A 17,316-nucleotide genomic window follows, 5' to 3' on the forward strand; every position below is an offset into this window, starting at 1 on the left:
AGGGGTATCCCTTAACCCATCGCATCGATCAATTGCCGCTGCCGCAGCATTTCGAGGAAAATCCGGTAATCCTTGTCAAACTGGATGCGGGCAGCCGGGTCGGGCGCGCGCGCTGAACCCGGCTGGTGCATGGCCACACACGCCGCATCAAGGCCGGGATAGAGCCCCGCCGCAGTGGCCGCGACCATGGCCATACCCAGCAATGTCGCGTCCTGCGCGGAGGATTGCACGACGGTGCAGCCGGTGGCATCGGCATAGAGTTCCATCAGCAGCGGGTTCTTGGTGTGGCCGCCGGTGATGTGCAGCGTGTCGATGGCATAGCCGCGGGTGTTGAGGGTTTCCAGGATATGGCGGACGCCCAGGGCGATGGCGACGCAGCTGCGCCAATAGAGGCGGCAGAGGCTATCGAAATCGCTGTCGAGTGTGAGGCCCGAGATGACGCCGAGAGCAAAGGGATCGCCCAGGGGGAGCGGTTGCCGTGGAAATCGGGCAGGACATGCAGGCGCTTGGCGAGGCCAAGGCCCTCGCCGGCCCGGAGCGTCATGATGCGGTCGGCGATGGCGCGGTGGCGTTCGGGCGTTGGTTCGCCCCCGGCACCGTGCCAGCGGATGAGGTGGTCGAGCAAGGCACCGGTGGCCGATTGGCCGCCTTCATTGAGCCAGACGCCGGGAAGCACGGCACCATAATAGGGTCCCCAGACGCCCGAGGTCGGGCGGTCTTCGGCCGATAGGGCCATGACGCAGCTGGAGGTGCCGGCGATCAGGGCCAGGTGGCGGTCGATGGTGCCGATATCGCTGGTGAAAGCGCCAAGCAGGCCCAGCGCGCCGGCATGGGCGTCGATCAGGCCGGCGCCGACATGGCAATTGGTGCTGAGACCGAGATCAGCCGCGGCTGCTGGGGTCAGCTTGCCCAGATCAGTGCCGATGGGGCTGGCGGCTTTGGGTAAAGCAGCGCGGTCGATCATGTCGCCGAGGCCTACCAAGTCCAAAAAGTCCCGCCGCCAGGCGGGGGCGGTATGGCCCAGATAGGTCCATTTGCAGGTGAGGGTGGATTGGCTGCGGGCGAGCGAGCCGGTGGCTTTCCAGGAGAGGAAATCGGCCAGGTCGAACATCATGCCGGCGCGGGCCCAGGTGGCGGGCATGTGCCGCTTGAGCCACATCAGCTTGGGCACTTCCATTTCCGGGGACATGACGCCGCCGGCAAAATTGAGCACGAGATGGCCAGTTTCGGTGCATTCCTCGGCTTCGGCCAGCGCGCGGTGATCGAGCCAGACAATGGTGTCCCAGCGCGTTTCGCCATTGGTGGAGACGGTGAGCGGGGCGCCATCGGCCGTACGGACGACGAGGGAACAGGTGGCGTCGAAGGCGAGGCCCATAACCGCGTCGGGGCTGGCTCCGGCGGTGGCCATGGCGCTGCGTACCGCTCTGCAGACGGCGCGCCAGATGTCCTCGCTGTCGTGCTCGGCATGGTTGGCATCGGTGCGGTTCATGGCAATGGGATGCTCGGCGCGGCCCAGCAGCAGACCTTCGCGCGTCAGCACGCCCGCCCGGGCGCTCCCCGTGCCCACATCCACTGCAACCAGGAGGCTTTGCGACAAACTAGAGCGCCCTCTTTTCGGTTTGGAGTGACCGTACAAGATCGGGCAGGGCGTGCATATCGTCGAAAATGCGGTCGGGGTGGAGGGCGGCGATGGTTTCGGCCAGCCCGGCGGGGGCGATATGGCTACCGCCGAGATAGCCGAACACCGCCATGCCGGCGGCGCGGGCGGCGGTGATGCCGGCGGGGCTATCTTCGATGACGAGGCATTTGGCGGGCGGGATGCCCATGGCGCGGGCGGCGTGGAGGAAGAGGTCGGGGGCGGGCTTGCCGTTTTTGACCATGGTGGCGGAGAAGATATTGGGCTCGAACGCGGCGAGCATGCCGGTCAATTCGAGGCTGATGCGGATGCGTTCGGGTTGGCTGGAGGAGGCGACGCAGAACGGAATGTCGAGTTTTTCCAATATGTTGGGCAGGCCTGGGCTGGCCCGCAACTCGCGGCGATAGAGGGCATAGAGATCGCTGCGCATAGATGCGAGTGCTGCCGGACCGAGTGGCATGCCGTGGCTATCGAGCAGGCTGGCGGAGATTGAGGATAGCGACCGGCCGAGGTAATCGCGATAGGCCATGGCGGGGGTGATCGCGGGGCCCTGGGCGCCGATGGCGGCGATCAGGACCTGCATGGCGAGGGGTTCGCTATCGACGAGGACGCCGTCGCAGTCGAAGATGATGAGCTCGATGGTCAACTAAAATTCATCCGCCAGATAGCGTTCCAGGGTGGCCTTGGTGCCGATATTCCACAGCGTTTCCAATGCCTTGGTGAAGGCGGCGATGAAATTTTGGTGGGTGGCGAGCTCGCCGTAAATATCGGTCATTTCGAGCCAGGCCTGGGGATTGGCTCTGGCTTTTTTGGCTTGGGCGGTGAGGCGATCCCAGTTGGGATCGTTGGGTTCGATGACCGCGCCGCCATCGGAAATGCCGTAGCAATAGCGACACCAAAGGGCACTCACGAGTGCCAATCCGTTAACGGACTGTTGACGTTGAGAACGCTCCAGAGCCGATGGAACGATGAATTTGGGCTGACGGTTGGAACCATCGAGCGCGAGGCGCCGAATTGTGTCGCCGATCTTGGGATTGGCGAAGCGGCGTTGGCAGAGGGCGAAGTAGTCGTCGAGATTGGTATCGGGAACCGGGGGAACGATGGGGATGATTTCGTCGCGCTCGACCTTGGCGAGGAAGGCGGCGACGAGGGGGTGCTCCATAGCTTCATGGACGAAGTGGATATCGAGCAGCCCGGCGGGATAGGCGATGGTGGCGTGGCCGCCATTGAGGATGCGGATTTTCATGTGCTCGTAGGGCGCTACGTCGGTGACGAATTGCACGCCGACTTTTTCCAGCGCCGGGCGGCCGGCGGGAAAATTGTCTTCGAGCACCCATTGCTTGAAGCTCTCGCAGAAGACCGGCCAATTGTCGTCGATGTCGAAATTGTCGGCCAGCAGGGTCTTTTCGCGGTCGGAGGTGGCGGGGGTGATGCGGTCGACCATGCCGTTGGGGAAGGCGACGTTGGCTTTGACCCATTGGGCGAGGGCCGGGTCGATCAGCGCGGCGAGACCGGCGACGGCGTTTTCGGTGACGTGGCCATTGCCGGGAATGTTGTCGCAGCTCATGACGGTGAAGGGGGCGAGGCCTAGCTCGCGGCGGCGGAGGAGGCCGGCGAGGATCAGGCCGAAGGCGGTTTTTGGGGCCTCTATATTGGCGGCGTCATAGGCGATGTCGGGGTGGGTCGGATCGAATTTCTGGCTGGCGGGGTCGATGTAATAGCCGCCTTCGGTGATGGTCAGCGAGACGATGCGGATGGATGGATCGGAGAGGCGGGCGACGACGGCGGCACTGTCGCCGGGGCGGAGGTAATCGATCATGGCGCCAGTGACGCGGGCGGAGCTGGTATCGGCTTCCTGCTCGACGACGGTGGTGAGCCAATCCTGGGACTTGAGTTTTTGGCGCATGGCCTCATCGGCTTCGCGGACGCCGGCGCCGATCAGGGCCCAATCGTGATCACTGCCGGTGGCGAACAGATCGTCGAGATAGACGGCCTGGTGGGCGCGATGGAAATTGCCGACGCCGAAATGCACGATGCCGGGGGTGAGGTTCTCGCGGTTATAGGCGGGGACTGATGCCGTGGTGATGTCGGCGAGGGTGTTGGCGGAGAGTTTGGTCATGGCTTAGGCCCCGAAGTCATTCCCGCGAAAGCGGGAACCTCCGTTGAAAGGAAACAGGGGTTCCCGCTTTCGCGGGAATGACCCGGTGGATTGGAAGCTATCCGGTTTGCGGCGCGATGGATCACCGGGACAAGCCCGGTGATGACGATGGGGCGGATGGTTGCCGGGCACATTTGGATTGCCTAGATCGCGTTGCCAGCCGCATCGAAGCGATAGATGCGGGTTTGATCGGGCGTCAGATAGACGTCGTCGCCGTGGCTAAAAGTCTGGTCGCCATCGGTGCGGATGGTCATGAGGCCAAGGCCTTCGACGTGGACGTGGAGGAACGTGTCTGACCCCAGTTGTTCGGCGACGCCGACTTTGCCCTTCCAGGTGCCGGCTACATTTTCGCGGCTGAGCTTGAAGTGTTCGGGGCGGACGCCGATGGCGTGGGCATTGTGCTTGGCGGCTTCGGGGCCATCGACGAAGTTCATTTTGGGCGAGCCGATGAAGCCGGCGACGAAGCGGTTGGCGGGTTTTTTGTAGAGATCGAGCGGGGAGCCGAATTGCTCCACATTGCCGGCGTTGAGCACGACGATGCGGTCGGCCATGGTCATGGCCTCCACCTGATCATGGGTGACGTAGATCATGGTGGTCTTGAGTTGCTGGTGCAGCTCGGTGATTTCGAGCCGCATGTTGACGCGCAGGGCGGCGTCGAGATTGGACAAGGGTTCGTCGAACAGGAAGGCCTTGGGTTCGCGCACGATGGCGCGGCCGATGGCGACGCGCTGGCGCTGGCCGCCGGACAGGGCGCGGGGGCGGCGATCGAGATAGGAGGAAAGGTTGAGCGTGCGCGCGGCGTATTCGACCTTCTGGTCGATGACTTCCTTGGGCGCCTTGGCCATTTTGAGCGGGAAGGCGATGTTGTCGCGCACAGTCATATGCGGATAGAGCGCATAGGATTGGAACACCATGGCCAGACCCCGTCGGGCGGGCGGCGCCTTGGTCATATCCTGCCCGTCGAGCAGGATGGTGCCGGATGTAGTGTCTTCGAGCCCGGCGATCAGCCGGAGCAGGGTGGACTTGCCGCAGCCGGAGGGGCCGACGAAGACGACGAATTCACCATCGTTGATGTCAAGGGAGATGTCCGGGATGACCTGGACGTCGCCGAAGGACTTGTTGACGTGGGAGAGGGAGATGGAACCCATTTTTCAATAGTCCTTATTTCACTGCGCCGAAGGTGAGGCCGCGGACGAGTTGTTTTTGGCTGAACCAGCCCATGAGCAGGATGGGGGCGATGGCGAGGAGCGAGGCGGCGGAGAGCTTGGCGAGGAACAGGCCTTGCGGAGACGAGAAGGAGGAGATGAAGGCGGTGAGCGTGCCGGCGCGGCCCGAAGTCAGCGTGATGGTCCAGAAGGCTTCGTTCCAGGCGAGGATGACGTTGAGGAGGAGCGTCGAGGCGATGCCGGGCACGGCCATGGGGACGAGGACGTGGACGATTTCGTTCCAGAGCTCGGCGCCATCCATGCGGGCGGCTTCCAGGATATCGACCGGGATTTCCTTGAAGTAGGTGTAGAGCATCCAGATGATGATCGGCAGGTTGATCAGCGTCATGATCAGCGTCAGGCCATGCACGGTATCGAGCAGGCGCAGGTCGCGGAAGATCAGGTAGATCGGGATCAAGACGCCCACGGCGGGCATCATCTTGGTGGAGAGCATCCACATCAAGACGTCCTTGGTGCGCTTGGTGGGCGCAAAGGCCATGGCCCAGGCGGCGGGGATGCCAATGGCGAGGCCCAATAGGGTGGAGCCGACCGAGACCAGGATCGAATTGATGGCGTGCTTGACGTAGTCAGAGCGATCCTGCACCGCCGAGAAGTTTTCCAGCGTGAAGGTCTCGGGGAAGAAGGTGGGCCGGGACGCGATGGCTTCGGCCTCGGTTTTGAAGGCGGTGAGGATCGTCCACAGGATGGGCGAGAACAGCAGGAGCGCGACAATCCAGGCGAGGGCGGTGAAGCCGATACGGGTCTGGGTGGAGACGTTGCGGGCCATGATTTAGTTCCTCCCAAGGGGGATGGACGTCATCGATATCAAAACAAACCACCGGGTCATTCCGGCGAAGGCCGGAATCCATGCTGAAGGCCATCCCGGCGCTGGATGTCTGCGGATCACCACGGACATGGATCCCGGCCTGCGCCGGGATGACATCGTGGTTGTGGCTATTGAGGTGCCACGACCTCGTGGTTCGATAGGCTCACCATGAGGTCTACTGAAAGTGAGGGTCATGGCGCTACGCATCCAAGTTCTTCCCTACTGCCCGCATCAGAAAGAATGCGACCACGTTGGCGATGATGACGGCGACGACACCTCCGGCTGAACCGGCTCCGATGTCGTTGCTGAGGATGCCGGTGCGGAAGACCAGGAAGGTGATGTTGGTGGAGGCGTAGCCAGGGCCGCCGCCAGTGGTGACGCGGATTTCAGCGAAAATGCCGAGCAGGAAGATGGTCTGGATCAGGATGACGATGGTGATGGCGCGCGCTATGTGCGGCAGGATGATGAAGTAGAAGCGGTTGAGCGCGTTGGCGCCGTCCATTTCGGCAGCTTCGCGCTGTTCCTCGGAGAGGGATTGCAGGGCAGTGAGCAGAATGAGGGTCGCGAAGGGCAGCCACTGCCAGGCCACGATGACGATCACCGAAAACAGCGGATATTGATTGAACCAATCGACCGGTTGCAGGCCGAAGGCCTTCCACAAATGGCCGAGCATGCCATAGCCGGGATGCATGAAGCCGTTCTTCCAGATCAGCGCGGCGACCGGCGGCATGACGAAGAAGGGCGAGATGACCAGAATACGCAAAATGCCCTGGCCCCAGATCGGCTGATCGAGCAGGAGGGCCAGCAGGGTGCCGCCAATGACGGTGATGGCGAGGACGCCGCCGACCAAGATCAGGGTATTGACCAGCGATTGGGTGAAGCTGGGGTCGCCGATGACATAGATATAATTCGCCCAGCCGGCAAAGCCGGTCATCATCGGGTTGATCAGGCTATAATTCTGGAAGGAGAACCACAGGGTCATCACCAGCGGAACGATCATCCAGATCAGCAGCACGATGACGGCGGGCGCCATCATGATGCGGGAGAGCGTACGGGTTTGGGCGGTGGCCATGGGTTGTGTCCTATTACCGGCGAAGGTCGTTCGGCTCTATCGCTCCCTCCCCCTTGAGGGGAGGGCCGGGGTGGGGGTGGTTTGGTGATCCACCGATGGACCCCCACCCTCGTTCCCTCCCCTCAGAGGGAGGGAGGCGAAGGGCCCGTTTATTGCGTTCTCTGCGAGTACAGAGTTGAGCCGCCCGACCCTTGCAGGGGAGTGTGGGCCGGGCGGCTCGTGCTTGGGAGGAGAGCCTACTTGATATAGCCGGCGCGGGTCATGTCGCGGGTGGCGGCGTCCTGGGCTTGGGCGAGGGCGTCATCGGCGGACATCTGGCCGGCGAGGGCGGCCGAGAAGAGCTGGCCGACATTGGTGGCGATACCGGCGAATTCCGGAATGGCTACGAATTGCACGCCGGTATAGGGCACGGGCTTGACGGTCGGCTCGCTCGGATTGGCCGAATTGATGGAATCCAGCGTCATCTTGGCGAAGGGTGCCGCGGCCTGGTAATCGGCATTGGCATAGAGCGAGGCGCGGGTGCCCGGAGGCACGTTGGCCCAGCCGTCCTGTGCGGCCACCGTATCGAGATAGGCCTTGTTGGTCGCCCAATCGATGAATTTTTCGGCGGCCTCGGCATTCTGGCTGCTCTTGGGGATGGCCAGCGACCAGGCCCAGAGCCAATTGCCGCGCTTGCCCAGGCCATTATCGGGCGCCAGGGCAAAGCCGACCTGGTCGGCAACGGTGGAATCCTCGGGATTGATCACGAAGGAGGCGGCGACGGTGGCGTCGATCCACATGCCGCATTTGCCCTGCTGGAACAGGGTGAGGTTTTCGTTGAAGCCGTTGGAGGAGGCGCCGGCGGGGCCGGCATCGGCCATCAGGGAGAGATAGGTATCGAGGGTGGACTTCCACTCGGGCGTATTGAACTGGGGGACCCAGTTTTCATCGAACCAGCGGGCGCCGAAGGAATTGGACATGGCGGTGAGGAAAGCCATGTTCTCGCCCCAGCCGGCCTTGCCGCGCAGGCAGATGCCGTTGATGTCATTGGCGCGGTCGGTCATGGCGCGAGCGGCCTGGCCGATGAATTCCCAGGTGGGGGCGTCGGGCATGGTGAGGCCCGCCTTTTCCATCAGGTCCTTGCGATACATGACCATGGAGCTTTCGCCATAGAAGGGGGCTGCATAGAGCTTGCCTTCATAGGAAAGGCCATCGCGGATGGGCGGCAGCAGATCATCGACGTCATAGGCGGCGTCGGCGCTGAGGCCATCGAGCGGCACGAGCCAGCCCTGCTTGGCCCAGATCGGGGCTTCATAGGTGCCGATGGTCATCACGTCATATTGGCCGCCATTGGTGGCGATGTCGGTGGTGACGTTCTGGCGCAGGGTGTTCTCTTCCAGCACGACCCAATTGAGTTCGATGCCGGTATCGGTGGTGAAGGCGGACGACAGGCCCTGCATGCGCACCATGTCGCCATTGTTCACAGTGGCAATGGTGAGGGTTTGCGCGGATGCGGATGTGGCCAGCGCGAGCGTCAGGGCGCCCACGAAAAGGGGTGTAAGTTTCATCAAATTCCTCCCGTACCGGAACGGGCATTTGTTCCAGTTATGGGCAAATACTCGCATATCATGCAGCAGAGTCAAGCGTGTCATGCGCTGGGCGCGTGACGTACGTACGGCAGGAATTGGCTTGTTTAGCCGGATTGATGTTTTGGATCAGTGGCTTGGCGCTAAGCCAGCAGGCCTTCGGCGGTGGCTTCGTCGGTGATGATGCCATTGACCAGGCGCCGGCTCAGCGTGGCGCGGATGCCGGGCAATTTCTTGCGGCCCATGGCAATTGCTATGACCAGGGAGTTTTCGCGCGAGGGAATCGAGGCGGAGGCGACGCGCTCATTGGTCAGGCCTTCGATGAGCTTGCCATCGGCGTCGAAGCTCCAGCCGCAGATTTCGCCAACGGCGCCGGCCTTTTGCAGGGCCTTGAGTTCGTCGTCGGAGATGAAGCCATCGAGATAGAGCGGGGCGTCGGGGCCAATTTCGCCGACGCCGACAAAGGTCACGTCGGCCTGGGCGGCGAGGGCCAGGGTTTCGCGGATCATGGGCTGGGAATGCAGCATTTCGCGTTCGCGGGCCGAGGAGGCGATGACGGGCAGGGGCATGGGAAAGCTGCGCGCCTTGACCGTGTCGGCGACGTTGAAAATGACGTTGTAGAAGGCGGCGGAGCCGTCGGGGGCGATACTGCCGGTCAGCGCCACAACCTTGTGGTGCGGGCATTCCATGGGCATGAGTTGCTCGATGGCGGCCTTGAGCGTGCGGCCGGTGCCGATGGCCATGATGATCGGGTCGGGGCGCTTGAGCCAGCGTTCGATCTCGGCGGCGGCGGCTTCGGCAAGGCCGATCGTGGTGGAGGTGCTGGCGGGGTCGGAGGGGACGACTTCCACCAGATCGAGCGCGAAGCGGGATTTGAGGCGCGCGGCGAGGTCCATGCAGCGGCCGATCGGGTGATCGAGGCGGACCTTGATCAGGCCTTCGCTGACCGAGAGGGAGACGAGGCGCTGGGCGGATTGGCGGGAAATGCCGAGCTTGCTGGCGATTTCTTCCTGGGTATTGCCCGCGACATAATAGAGCCAGCCGGCCCGCGCGGCATCATCGAGCCGCGTGCTGGGGCTATCGGTTTTGTTGGCCATGCCGATTCCTCGAAGTCATGGGGCGGAGTATTCGGCCACAGCTACGTCTTGGGCAAGCCCTGGCGCAATTGGCTGAGGGCGGTGCGGATGTCGCGCTCGGTGTCCTTGAGGTGCAGGCGCATGGCTTCGGCGGCGGCGCGGCTATTGCCTTGTCTGATATTGTCGAGAATGCGCTGGTGGGCTTCCACGGTGTGGGCAAGGGTATGGCCGCGCTGTTCGTGGCCGCGGCGGCTGATGAAAAAACCTTCGCGCAGTGGCTGGGCCATGGCTTCAAAGAGATAGCCGAGCACGCGATTGCCGCTGGCCAGGGCCACCGCTTCGTGGAAGCCGACATCGAAAGTGTGGAAGGCCAATTCCTGCTCGGGGGTGTCGAGGCCGGTGGCGAGGGTTTCGCGCATGCCTTCGAGGGCGCTTTCAATGGCGGTCTGGCCGGCGCGGGTGGAGCGCTTGGCGGCCAGGGTCGCCGATTGGACTTCGAGGGAAAGCCGCACTTCGATCAGGTCGTAGAGCCCTTTGGGATCGTAGCGGATGATCGAGGTGAGGAAATCGGCAAAGGCGGCGCCATCGGGTTCGCGCACCACGGCACGGCGACCACGGGCCAGTTCGAGCAGGCCGCGGCCCTCGAGTAGTTTCACCGCCTCGCGAATCGTCAGGCGGCTGACCTCGTAGCGGCTGGCCAATTCGGCTTCGCTGGGCAGGCTGGTGCCCGGCACCAATTCACCCAGAATCATCTGAGCCAGGTCGTCCGCAACCACGCTTGCCGCCGATTGATCGGGGCGAGCATCCCCCTCGTGATGGACCACTTTTCCTCCTGATATCTGATACCTTTGCATTCGCCGGCGCCGTTTGAACGGCGCCTCATGCGGATGTCCTCCGAAGGCAGACAGACGATATAGGGCGCAGCGATGCACCGCAACTGCGACTATTGTCGGGCAAGACACGGGCTTGTTAGCCACTTCCGACGGAAGCCGCTTTACAAAAGGTATCTGACTATTCTAGCTTCCGGGCGTGGGCTTGGGAGGGCCCAAACGGCAATCGCCGTTCCTTGTGGAGGATTTTCATGCAGCAACGAATGACGGCGTGCCTGCGGGTATTCGCCCGCTGTTACCCGTCGCGGGATCGGTCTCGATTTCCTGCGGTTGCGCCCTGCATGTCGAGCCGGCTCTCCCCTGACGACCATTCCAAAGCTTTATGAACTCGAAATACAAAAAGGGAGTCGAGACGTGAAGGTTTTCAAAACGCTTGCCACCGTGCTGGCTGTCGGCGCAATGGCGCTGACTGCTTCGACGGCGGTCTTCGCCCAGGACAAGGGCCAGATCGGCATCGCCATGCCGACCCAGTCGTCGCTGCGCTGGATCTCGGACGGCAACGAACTCAAGGCCGCGCTGGAAGGCAAGGGCTACACCGTCGACCTGCAATATGCGGAAGACGATATCCCCAACCAGCTCGCCCAGATCGAAAACATGGTCACCAAGGGCGTCAAGGCCCTGGTGGTTGCCTCGATCGACGGCACTACGCTGAGCGCCGTGCTGCAGCAGGCCGCTGACGCCGGCATCAAGGTCATCGCTTATGACCGCCTGATCCGCGACACCGCCAATGTCGACTATTACACCACGTTCGACAATTTCCAGGTCGGCGTGCTGCAGGCCAACTCGATCCTCAAGGGTCTGGGTTATCCGGAAAAGCAGGGCCCGTTCAATATCGAGCTGTTCGGCGGTTCGCCCGACGATAACAACGCCTTCTTCTTCTATGACGGCGCGATGAGCGTGTTCCAGCCGCTGATCGATTCCGGTGTGCTGGTGGTCAAGTCCGGCCAGCAGGGCATGGACACTGTCGGTACCCTGCGTTGGGACGGTGCTGTCGCCCAGGCCCGCATGGACAATATCCTGTCCGCCAACTACTCGGACGGCTCGCGCGTTGACGCGGTTCTGTCCCCCTATGACGGTCTGAGCCGCGGTATCATCTCCTCGCTGCGCGGCATTGGCTACGGCTCTGCCGACCAGCCTTGGCCTGTTATTTCGGGCCAGGATGCCGAAGCTCCGTCCGTCAAGGCAATCATTGCCGGCGAGCAGTACTCGACCGTCTACAAGGACACGCGCGAACTGGCCCGTGTCACTGGCGATCTGGTCGACACCGTGCTGAGCGGTGGCACGCCTGAGGGCCTGGACACCACGACCTACAACAATGGCGTCAAGGTCGTTCCTTCGATCCTGCTGACTCCCTATGAGGTCGACAAGTCGAACTACCAGGAACTGGTGATCGACTCGGGTTACCTGAAGCCGGAAGACGTGCAGTAAGCAGCTTGCTGCCTGAACAAAGGGCCCCGCGGCAACGCGGGGCCTCGTTTTATCTAACAAATTGAGGCACATCGAAATAATGAGCAAATCGATGCACGTACCTCAAAATTCTTGCGAAGGTTCATTGTGTGCCATATTCTCGAGTTGTTGGCTTGGGAGGGGCAAGGCGCAAAGCCGCCAACTGGATAGGTCAAGCAGACCCGGATCTGGTGTCGTGTAATCGGTTCGATCATTGCGCTGTCACAATGCAATGACGAGCCTATTTTTGCGCGTTCCTGAACAAGACTGCACAACATCGTTAGGGAGAAAAGAATGAACATTTTGAAATCGTTCGCCGCCGTCGCTTTGACGGGCGCGTTTGTACTGGGCTCGGCGGGCCTGGTCGCCGCCCAGGACAAGGGCACGATCGGCATTTCCATGCCGGAGCAGACCACGCTGCGCTGGAATTCGGATGGTGCCGAGCTCAAGTCGGCACTGGAAGCCAAGGGCTATACCGTCGACCTGCAATATGCGGGCGACGATATCCCGAACCAGCTCGCCCAGATCGAAAACATGGTCACCAAGGGCTCCAAGGCGCTGGTGATTGCGGCGCTGGACGGCACCACGCTGAGCGCCGTGCTCGAGCAGGCTGCGGCTGCCGGCGTCAAGGTTATCGCTTATGACCGCCTGATCCGCGACACCGCCAATGTCGATTATTACACCACGTTCGACAACTTCAAGGTTGGCGTGCTGCAGGCCAATTCGATCCTCAAGGGCCTGGGTTATCCGGAGAAGCAGGGCCCGTTCAATATCGAGCTGTTCGGCGGTTCGCCTGACGATAACAACGCCTTCTTCTTCTATGACGGCGCCATGAGCGTGCTGCAGCCGCTGATCGATTCCGGTGTGCTGGTGGTCAAGTCCGGCCAGCAGGGCATGGACAAGGTTGGCACGCTGCGTTGGGACGGGGCGACTGCCCAGGCCCGCATGGATAACCTGCTCTCGGCCTATTATTCGGACGGCAGCCATGTCGATGCCGTGCTGTCGCCTAATGATGGCGTGGCACGTGGCATCATCTCCTCGCTCAAGGGCATTGGTTACGGCTCGGCCGATCTGGCCTATCCGATCATCTCGGGCCAGGACGCTGAAATCCCCTCGATCAAGGCGATCATTGCCGGCGAGCAGTATTCCACCGTTTATAAGGATACGCGCGAACTGGCCCGCGTCACCGGCGATCTGGTCGATACCGTGCTGAGCGGCGCTACGCCCGAAGGGCTCGACACGACCACGTATAACAATGGTGTCAAGGTCGTACCCTCGATCCTTCTCACGCCCTATGAAGTGGACGCGGTCAACTACAAGGAACTCGTGGTTGACTCGGGCTACATCAAGGAAGAAGACCTGAAATAAAGACGATTGACCAAACCGGGGGCCCGCAGATAAAGCGGGCCTCTTTCGAGCGACCCTACCGCCGGTGAATGCAGTATGACCGATACTATTCTAGAGATGCGCGGCATCACCAAGACGTTCCCGGGCGTCAAGGCGCTGCAGGACGTCAATCTCGATGTCCGCGAAGCCGAGATCCACGCCATCGTGGGCGAGAACGGCGCGGGCAAGTCGACCCTGATGAAGGTGCTCAGCGGGGTCTATCCGGCCGGCAGCTATGACGGGCAGATCATCTACAAGGGCCAGGAACAGAACTTCAAATCCATCCGCGACAGCGAGCATGTCGGTATCGTCATCATCCACCAGGAGCTGGCGCTGGTGCCGCTGCTGTCGATTGCGGAAAACATTTTCCTCGGCAATGAACAGGCCAAGGGTGGCGTGATCGACTGGGACGAGACCCGCGATGGCGCGCGCAAGCTGCTGTCCATGGTCGGGCTCAAGGAAGATCCCGATACGCTGGTGACCAATATCGGCGTGGGCAAGCAGCAATTGGTGGAGATCGCCAAGGCGCTGTCCAAAGAGGTCAAGCTGCTGATCCTGGACGAACCCACGGCGAGCCTCTCCGAAAAGGACAGCGCGGCTTTGCTCGACCTGCTGGTCGAATTCCGCCGCCAGGGCATTACCTCGATCCTGATCTCGCACAAGCTCAACGAAATCAGCAAGGTCGCCGACCGGATCACCGTGATCCGCGATGGGCGCACCATCGAGACCATGAACAAGGAGCAGATCTCGGAAGACCGGATCATCACCTCGATGGTGGGCCGTTCGCTCGATGATCGCTATCCCAGCCGCACGCCGCAGATTGGCGAAGTGGTGTTCGAGGTTAAGAACTGGAGCGTCTATCACCCCCAGCATCGCGACCGGCAGGTGATCAAGAATATCGACCTGAACGTGCGCAAGGGCGAAGTGGTGGGTATTGCCGGGCTGATGGGCTCGGGCCGCACCGAATTCGCCATGAGCCTGTTTGGCAAATCCTATGGCCAGAAGATCTCCGGCGAAGTCTTCCTGCATGGCAAGAAGATCGACACGTCCAGCGTCGGCAAGGCGGTCTCTCACGGCATCGCTTACGCGACCGAGGACCGCAAGACCTATGGCCTCAACCTGATCGACCACATCAAGAACAATACGACCCTGGCTAATCTCGGGGGCGTGTCGCGCTTTGGGGTGATCGACGACCTGGCCGAACTCGACGCGGCCAATGACTACCGCAAGAAGACCAATATCCGCTCCTCGAGCGTCTATCAGGTGACGGGTAACCTGTCGGGTGGCAATCAGCAGAAGGTGGTGCTCAGCAAGTGGCTGTTCGCCAATCCCGAAGTGCTGATCCTGGACGAGCCGACGCGCGGCATCGATGTCGGCGCGAAATACGAAATCTACACCATCATCAACCAGCTGGCGGCGCAGGGTAAGGCAATCCTGGTCATCTCCTCGGAAATGCCCGAACTGCTCGGCATTACCGACCGGCTTTATGTAATGAACGAAGGCCGCATGGTGGGCGAAATGCCCACTGCCGAGGCGAGCCAGGAAAAGATCATGCGCGCGATCGTTCGCGCGGAAGGGAAGGCATCATGACCACAGAAACTGCCCCGTCGGGCGTCACCGCAACCGGCGAAAAGGTCACGGTTCAGGAGCTCAGCGTCTGGGGCGCCCTGCAGGCCAATATGCGCGATTACGGCCTTATGCTGGCGCTGATCCTGATCATGCTGTTCTTCCAGTATTTCACTGGCGGCGTGCTGTTCAAGCCGGTCAACCTCACAAATATCATCCTGCAGAACAGCTATATCATCGTGATGGCGCTGGGCATGTTGCTGGTCATCGTGGCCGGCCATATCGATCTGTCGGTGGGCTCGGTTTCGGGCTTTGTCGGCGCGCTAGCCGCCATGCTGATGGTGGGCTGGCGCTTCCCGCCTGAATTGGCATTTCTCGCCAATCCCTTCGTTGCCGGCGCGATCTGTATCGTCGTGGGCGCCGTGATCGGGGCGGCGCAGGGCTATTTGATCGCCTACCACAAGATCCCCAGCTTCATCGTGACGCTGGCCGGCATGCTGATCTTCAAGGGCCTGTCGCTGGCCATCCTGGCCGGCAAGTCGGTGGGTCCGTTCCCGGCCGAATTCCAGCTGCTGTCGGCTGGGTTCATCCCTGATCTGATCGGGCCGACCACGCTGGTTGCCGCCAGCGAGGGCGTGCAGCCGGTCGTGCTGCACACCACGAGCCTGGTCATCGCCATTGTCGGCGTGGTCGCCATGGTGGCGTTCGCCATTCACGGCCGCTCCCGCCGCAAGGCGCGCGGCTATGAAAGCGAGCCCTTCGGCCTGTTCGTCGCCAAGAACCTGGTCGTCGCCGCCATAGTGCTGTTCTTCGGCTATATGCTGGCCTCCTATCGCGGCCTGCCGAACGTGCTGGTGGTGATGGCGCTGCTGATTGCGCTGTTCGTGTTCATCACCAAGCGCATGACCTTTGGTCGCCGCATCTATGCACTGGGCGGTAACCTCAAGGCGGCGGCCCTGTCGGGCATCAAGACCGAACGGCTGACCTTCTATGTGTTCGCCATCATGGGCGCGCTGGCCGCCTTGGCCGGCATGATCTATGCGGCCCGCCTCAACTCCGCCACGCCCAAAGCCGGGCAGGGGCTGGAGCTGGACGTGATCGCCTCGGTCTTCATCGGCGGCGCCTCGGCGCTGGGCGGTGTGGGTGCCGTGGCGGGCGCGGTGATCGGCGCCTTCATCATGGGCGTGATGAACAACGGCATGTCGATCATGGGCGTCAACATCGATTGGCAGCAGATGATCAAGGGCATCGTGCTGCTCGCGGCGGTGTTCTTCGATCTCTACAACAAGAACAAGGCCTGATTTTTCAGGCTGAATGACGAGGCCGTCGGGGTGACCCGGCGGCCTTTTCGTTGCCGGCGTTGATCTGGCGGGACGCAGCGGCGATCATGGCGCGCGGTCCCGACTCAAGGCGGGCCGGCGCAACACTGATCGGCTCACCATGCTCACTTACCTCTCCGAGTTCATCGCCCCGTTCTGGGGCCCGGCGCGATTGCTGGCCTCCTATCCGGTGCTGGCGGCATTGGGCGCGCTGCTATCGGCGACGCTGTCGCTGCTGATGCTGCCGCGGGTCTGGCATGTGCTGACCAAGGACAAGGGGCGGGCGCATGCGGTCAATGCCGAGGAGAGCGTCGGCAAGCCGGTGGGGGTGGGCATTTTTATCGTGCTGATCACGGTGGGCGTGCTGCTGATCTGCCTGCCGTTTGATCCCAAGCTGTATTTTTGCCTCGGGGCGCTGTTGATCGCTTCGGGCGTCGGGTATCTGGATGACAGCAAGCCGGGCGGGTTGAGCGAATTGACGCTGGGGCTGACGGATCTGGCGATCGCGCTGTTCGTCTGCGTGGTGCTGATGAACGGCGCCAATACGGAGATCTGGCTGCCGTTTACCTCGGCGCATTTCACGCTGCCCTGGTGGAGCGGGGTGCTGCTCTATACCCCGGTGGTGTGGCTGTGCATCAATGCGGTGAACTGCAATGACGGAGTGGATGGGGTGTCCGGCACGCTGTCGTCATTCACCATCTGCGTGCTGGGTTTCCTGCTCTATTTCGTGGTTGGCGATGTCACCAATGCGAAATACCTGCTGATCCCGTACAATCCCGATGCGGTCAGTTGGGCGCTGGCGGCGGCGGTGTTTTGCGGGGCCATATTGGGCTATCTCTGGCACAATGCGCCGCCCAGCGCGGCTTTGATGGGCGATGCGGGATCGCGGCCGATCGGGCTATTTGTCGGCATGTGCGTGGTGGTTACCGGCAATCCGGCGACGGTGTTTTTCGTGGGCGCGCTGCTGTTGTTCAATGGTGCTACGGGGCTGGCCAAGGTGGCGCTGATGCGGCTGTTCGGCTGGCGGATTCTGGGGTCGATCCGGTTTCCGTTTCATGACCATGTGCGCAAGAACCTGCACTGGTCCAATGCGCAGGTACTGTTGCGGTTTTTGCTTATTCACGTGGCGAGTATCTGGCTGCTGGTGATCCTCCTGATCAAGGTGCGATAG

15 protein-coding genes are annotated in these 17,316 nt (G+C 62.0%); 5 read left to right on the forward strand and 10 right to left on the reverse strand.

The window, feature by feature from the left end:
- Nucleotides 1-11: 11 nt before the first annotated feature.
- The 10 genes from N8A98_RS13915 to N8A98_RS13960 all read right to left on the reverse strand — a co-directional run bounded on the left by N8A98_RS13915 (nt 12) and on the right by N8A98_RS13960 (nt 10,362).
- Complete coding sequence (locus N8A98_RS13915; protein WP_390888841.1) at nt 12-368, reverse strand: FGGY-family carbohydrate kinase; 357 nt, start codon at nt 366-368, stop codon at nt 12-14.
- Nucleotides 266-1,597, reverse strand: coding sequence for an FGGY family carbohydrate kinase (locus N8A98_RS13920; protein ID WP_390888764.1), 1,332 nt, complete (start codon nt 1,595-1,597; stop codon nt 266-268). Before N8A98_RS13920 ends, N8A98_RS13915 begins: the two co-directional genes overlap by 103 nt.
- Nucleotide 1,598: 1 nt before the next feature.
- Nucleotides 1,599-2,219 carry an HAD-IA family hydrolase gene (locus tag N8A98_RS13925; protein ID WP_262171990.1) on the reverse strand — a complete coding sequence of 207 codons (621 nt, stop codon included), beginning with the start codon at nt 2,217-2,219 and terminating at the stop codon, nt 1,599-1,601.
- A 63-nt stretch (nt 2,220-2,282) separates the two neighbouring features.
- On the reverse strand, nt 2,283-3,755 hold the full coding sequence (locus N8A98_RS13930; protein ID WP_262166184.1) for a mannitol dehydrogenase family protein: 1,473 nt from the start codon (nt 3,753-3,755) through the stop codon (nt 2,283-2,285).
- Nucleotides 3,756-3,937: 182 nt separating this feature from the next.
- The gene (locus tag N8A98_RS13935) at nt 3,938-4,942 is read right to left on the reverse strand and encodes an ABC transporter ATP-binding protein (protein ID WP_262166186.1); all 1,005 of its coding nucleotides are present in this window, start codon (nt 4,940-4,942) and stop codon (nt 3,938-3,940) included.
- Between the two features lie 13 nt (nt 4,943-4,955).
- Nucleotides 4,956-5,786, reverse strand: coding sequence for a carbohydrate ABC transporter permease (locus N8A98_RS13940; protein ID WP_262166187.1), 831 nt, complete (start codon nt 5,784-5,786; stop codon nt 4,956-4,958).
- A gap of 238 nt (nt 5,787-6,024) precedes the next feature.
- Nucleotides 6,025-6,897, reverse strand: a complete 873-nt coding sequence (locus tag N8A98_RS13945) for a carbohydrate ABC transporter permease (protein ID WP_262166189.1) — start codon at nt 6,895-6,897, stop codon at nt 6,025-6,027.
- A gap of 236 nt (nt 6,898-7,133) precedes the next feature.
- A complete protein-coding gene (locus N8A98_RS13950; RefSeq protein ID WP_262166191.1) occupies nt 7,134-8,444 on the reverse strand; it encodes an ABC transporter substrate-binding protein in 1,311 nt (436 codons plus the stop codon).
- A 161-nt stretch (nt 8,445-8,605) separates the two neighbouring features.
- On the reverse strand, nt 8,606-9,559 hold the full coding sequence (locus N8A98_RS13955; RefSeq protein WP_262166194.1) for a sugar-binding transcriptional regulator: 954 nt from the start codon (nt 9,557-9,559) through the stop codon (nt 8,606-8,608).
- 41 nt (nt 9,560-9,600) lie between these two features.
- A complete protein-coding gene (locus N8A98_RS13960) occupies nt 9,601-10,362 on the reverse strand; it encodes a FadR/GntR family transcriptional regulator (RefSeq protein ID WP_262166196.1) in 762 nt (253 codons plus the stop codon).
- Nucleotides 10,363-10,827: 465 nt separating this feature from the next.
- Between N8A98_RS13960 and chvE (N8A98_RS13965) the strand changes: the two genes are divergently transcribed.
- The 5 genes from chvE (N8A98_RS13965) (at nt 10,828) to N8A98_RS13985 (ending at nt 17,316) form a co-directional block, all read left to right on the forward strand.
- Nucleotides 10,828-11,856: a multiple monosaccharide ABC transporter substrate-binding protein gene (chvE, locus tag N8A98_RS13965; RefSeq protein WP_262171991.1), complete on the forward strand. Its 1,029-nt coding sequence runs from the start codon at nt 10,828-10,830 to the stop codon at nt 11,854-11,856.
- 321 nt (nt 11,857-12,177) lie between these two features.
- Nucleotides 12,178-13,242 carry a multiple monosaccharide ABC transporter substrate-binding protein gene (chvE, locus tag N8A98_RS13970; protein ID WP_262171993.1) on the forward strand — a complete coding sequence of 355 codons (1,065 nt, stop codon included), beginning with the start codon at nt 12,178-12,180 and terminating at the stop codon, nt 13,240-13,242.
- A 75-nt stretch (nt 13,243-13,317) separates the two neighbouring features.
- On the forward strand, nt 13,318-14,850 hold the full coding sequence (gene mmsA, locus N8A98_RS13975; RefSeq protein ID WP_113121465.1) for a multiple monosaccharide ABC transporter ATP-binding protein: 1,533 nt from the start codon (nt 13,318-13,320) through the stop codon (nt 14,848-14,850).
- Nucleotides 14,847-16,127 (forward strand): multiple monosaccharide ABC transporter permease, encoded by a 1,281-nt coding sequence (mmsB, locus tag N8A98_RS13980; RefSeq protein ID WP_390888765.1) that lies wholly within the window; start codon nt 14,847-14,849, stop codon nt 16,125-16,127. Before mmsA ends, mmsB begins: the two co-directional genes overlap by 4 nt.
- A 139-nt stretch (nt 16,128-16,266) precedes the next feature.
- Complete coding sequence (locus N8A98_RS13985; RefSeq protein WP_262166200.1) at nt 16,267-17,316, forward strand: MraY family glycosyltransferase; 1,050 nt, start codon at nt 16,267-16,269, stop codon at nt 17,314-17,316.

The organism is Devosia neptuniae (assembly GCF_025452235.1).
In the GTDB taxonomy this organism is placed as follows: Bacteria; Pseudomonadota; Alphaproteobacteria; order Rhizobiales; family Devosiaceae; genus Devosia.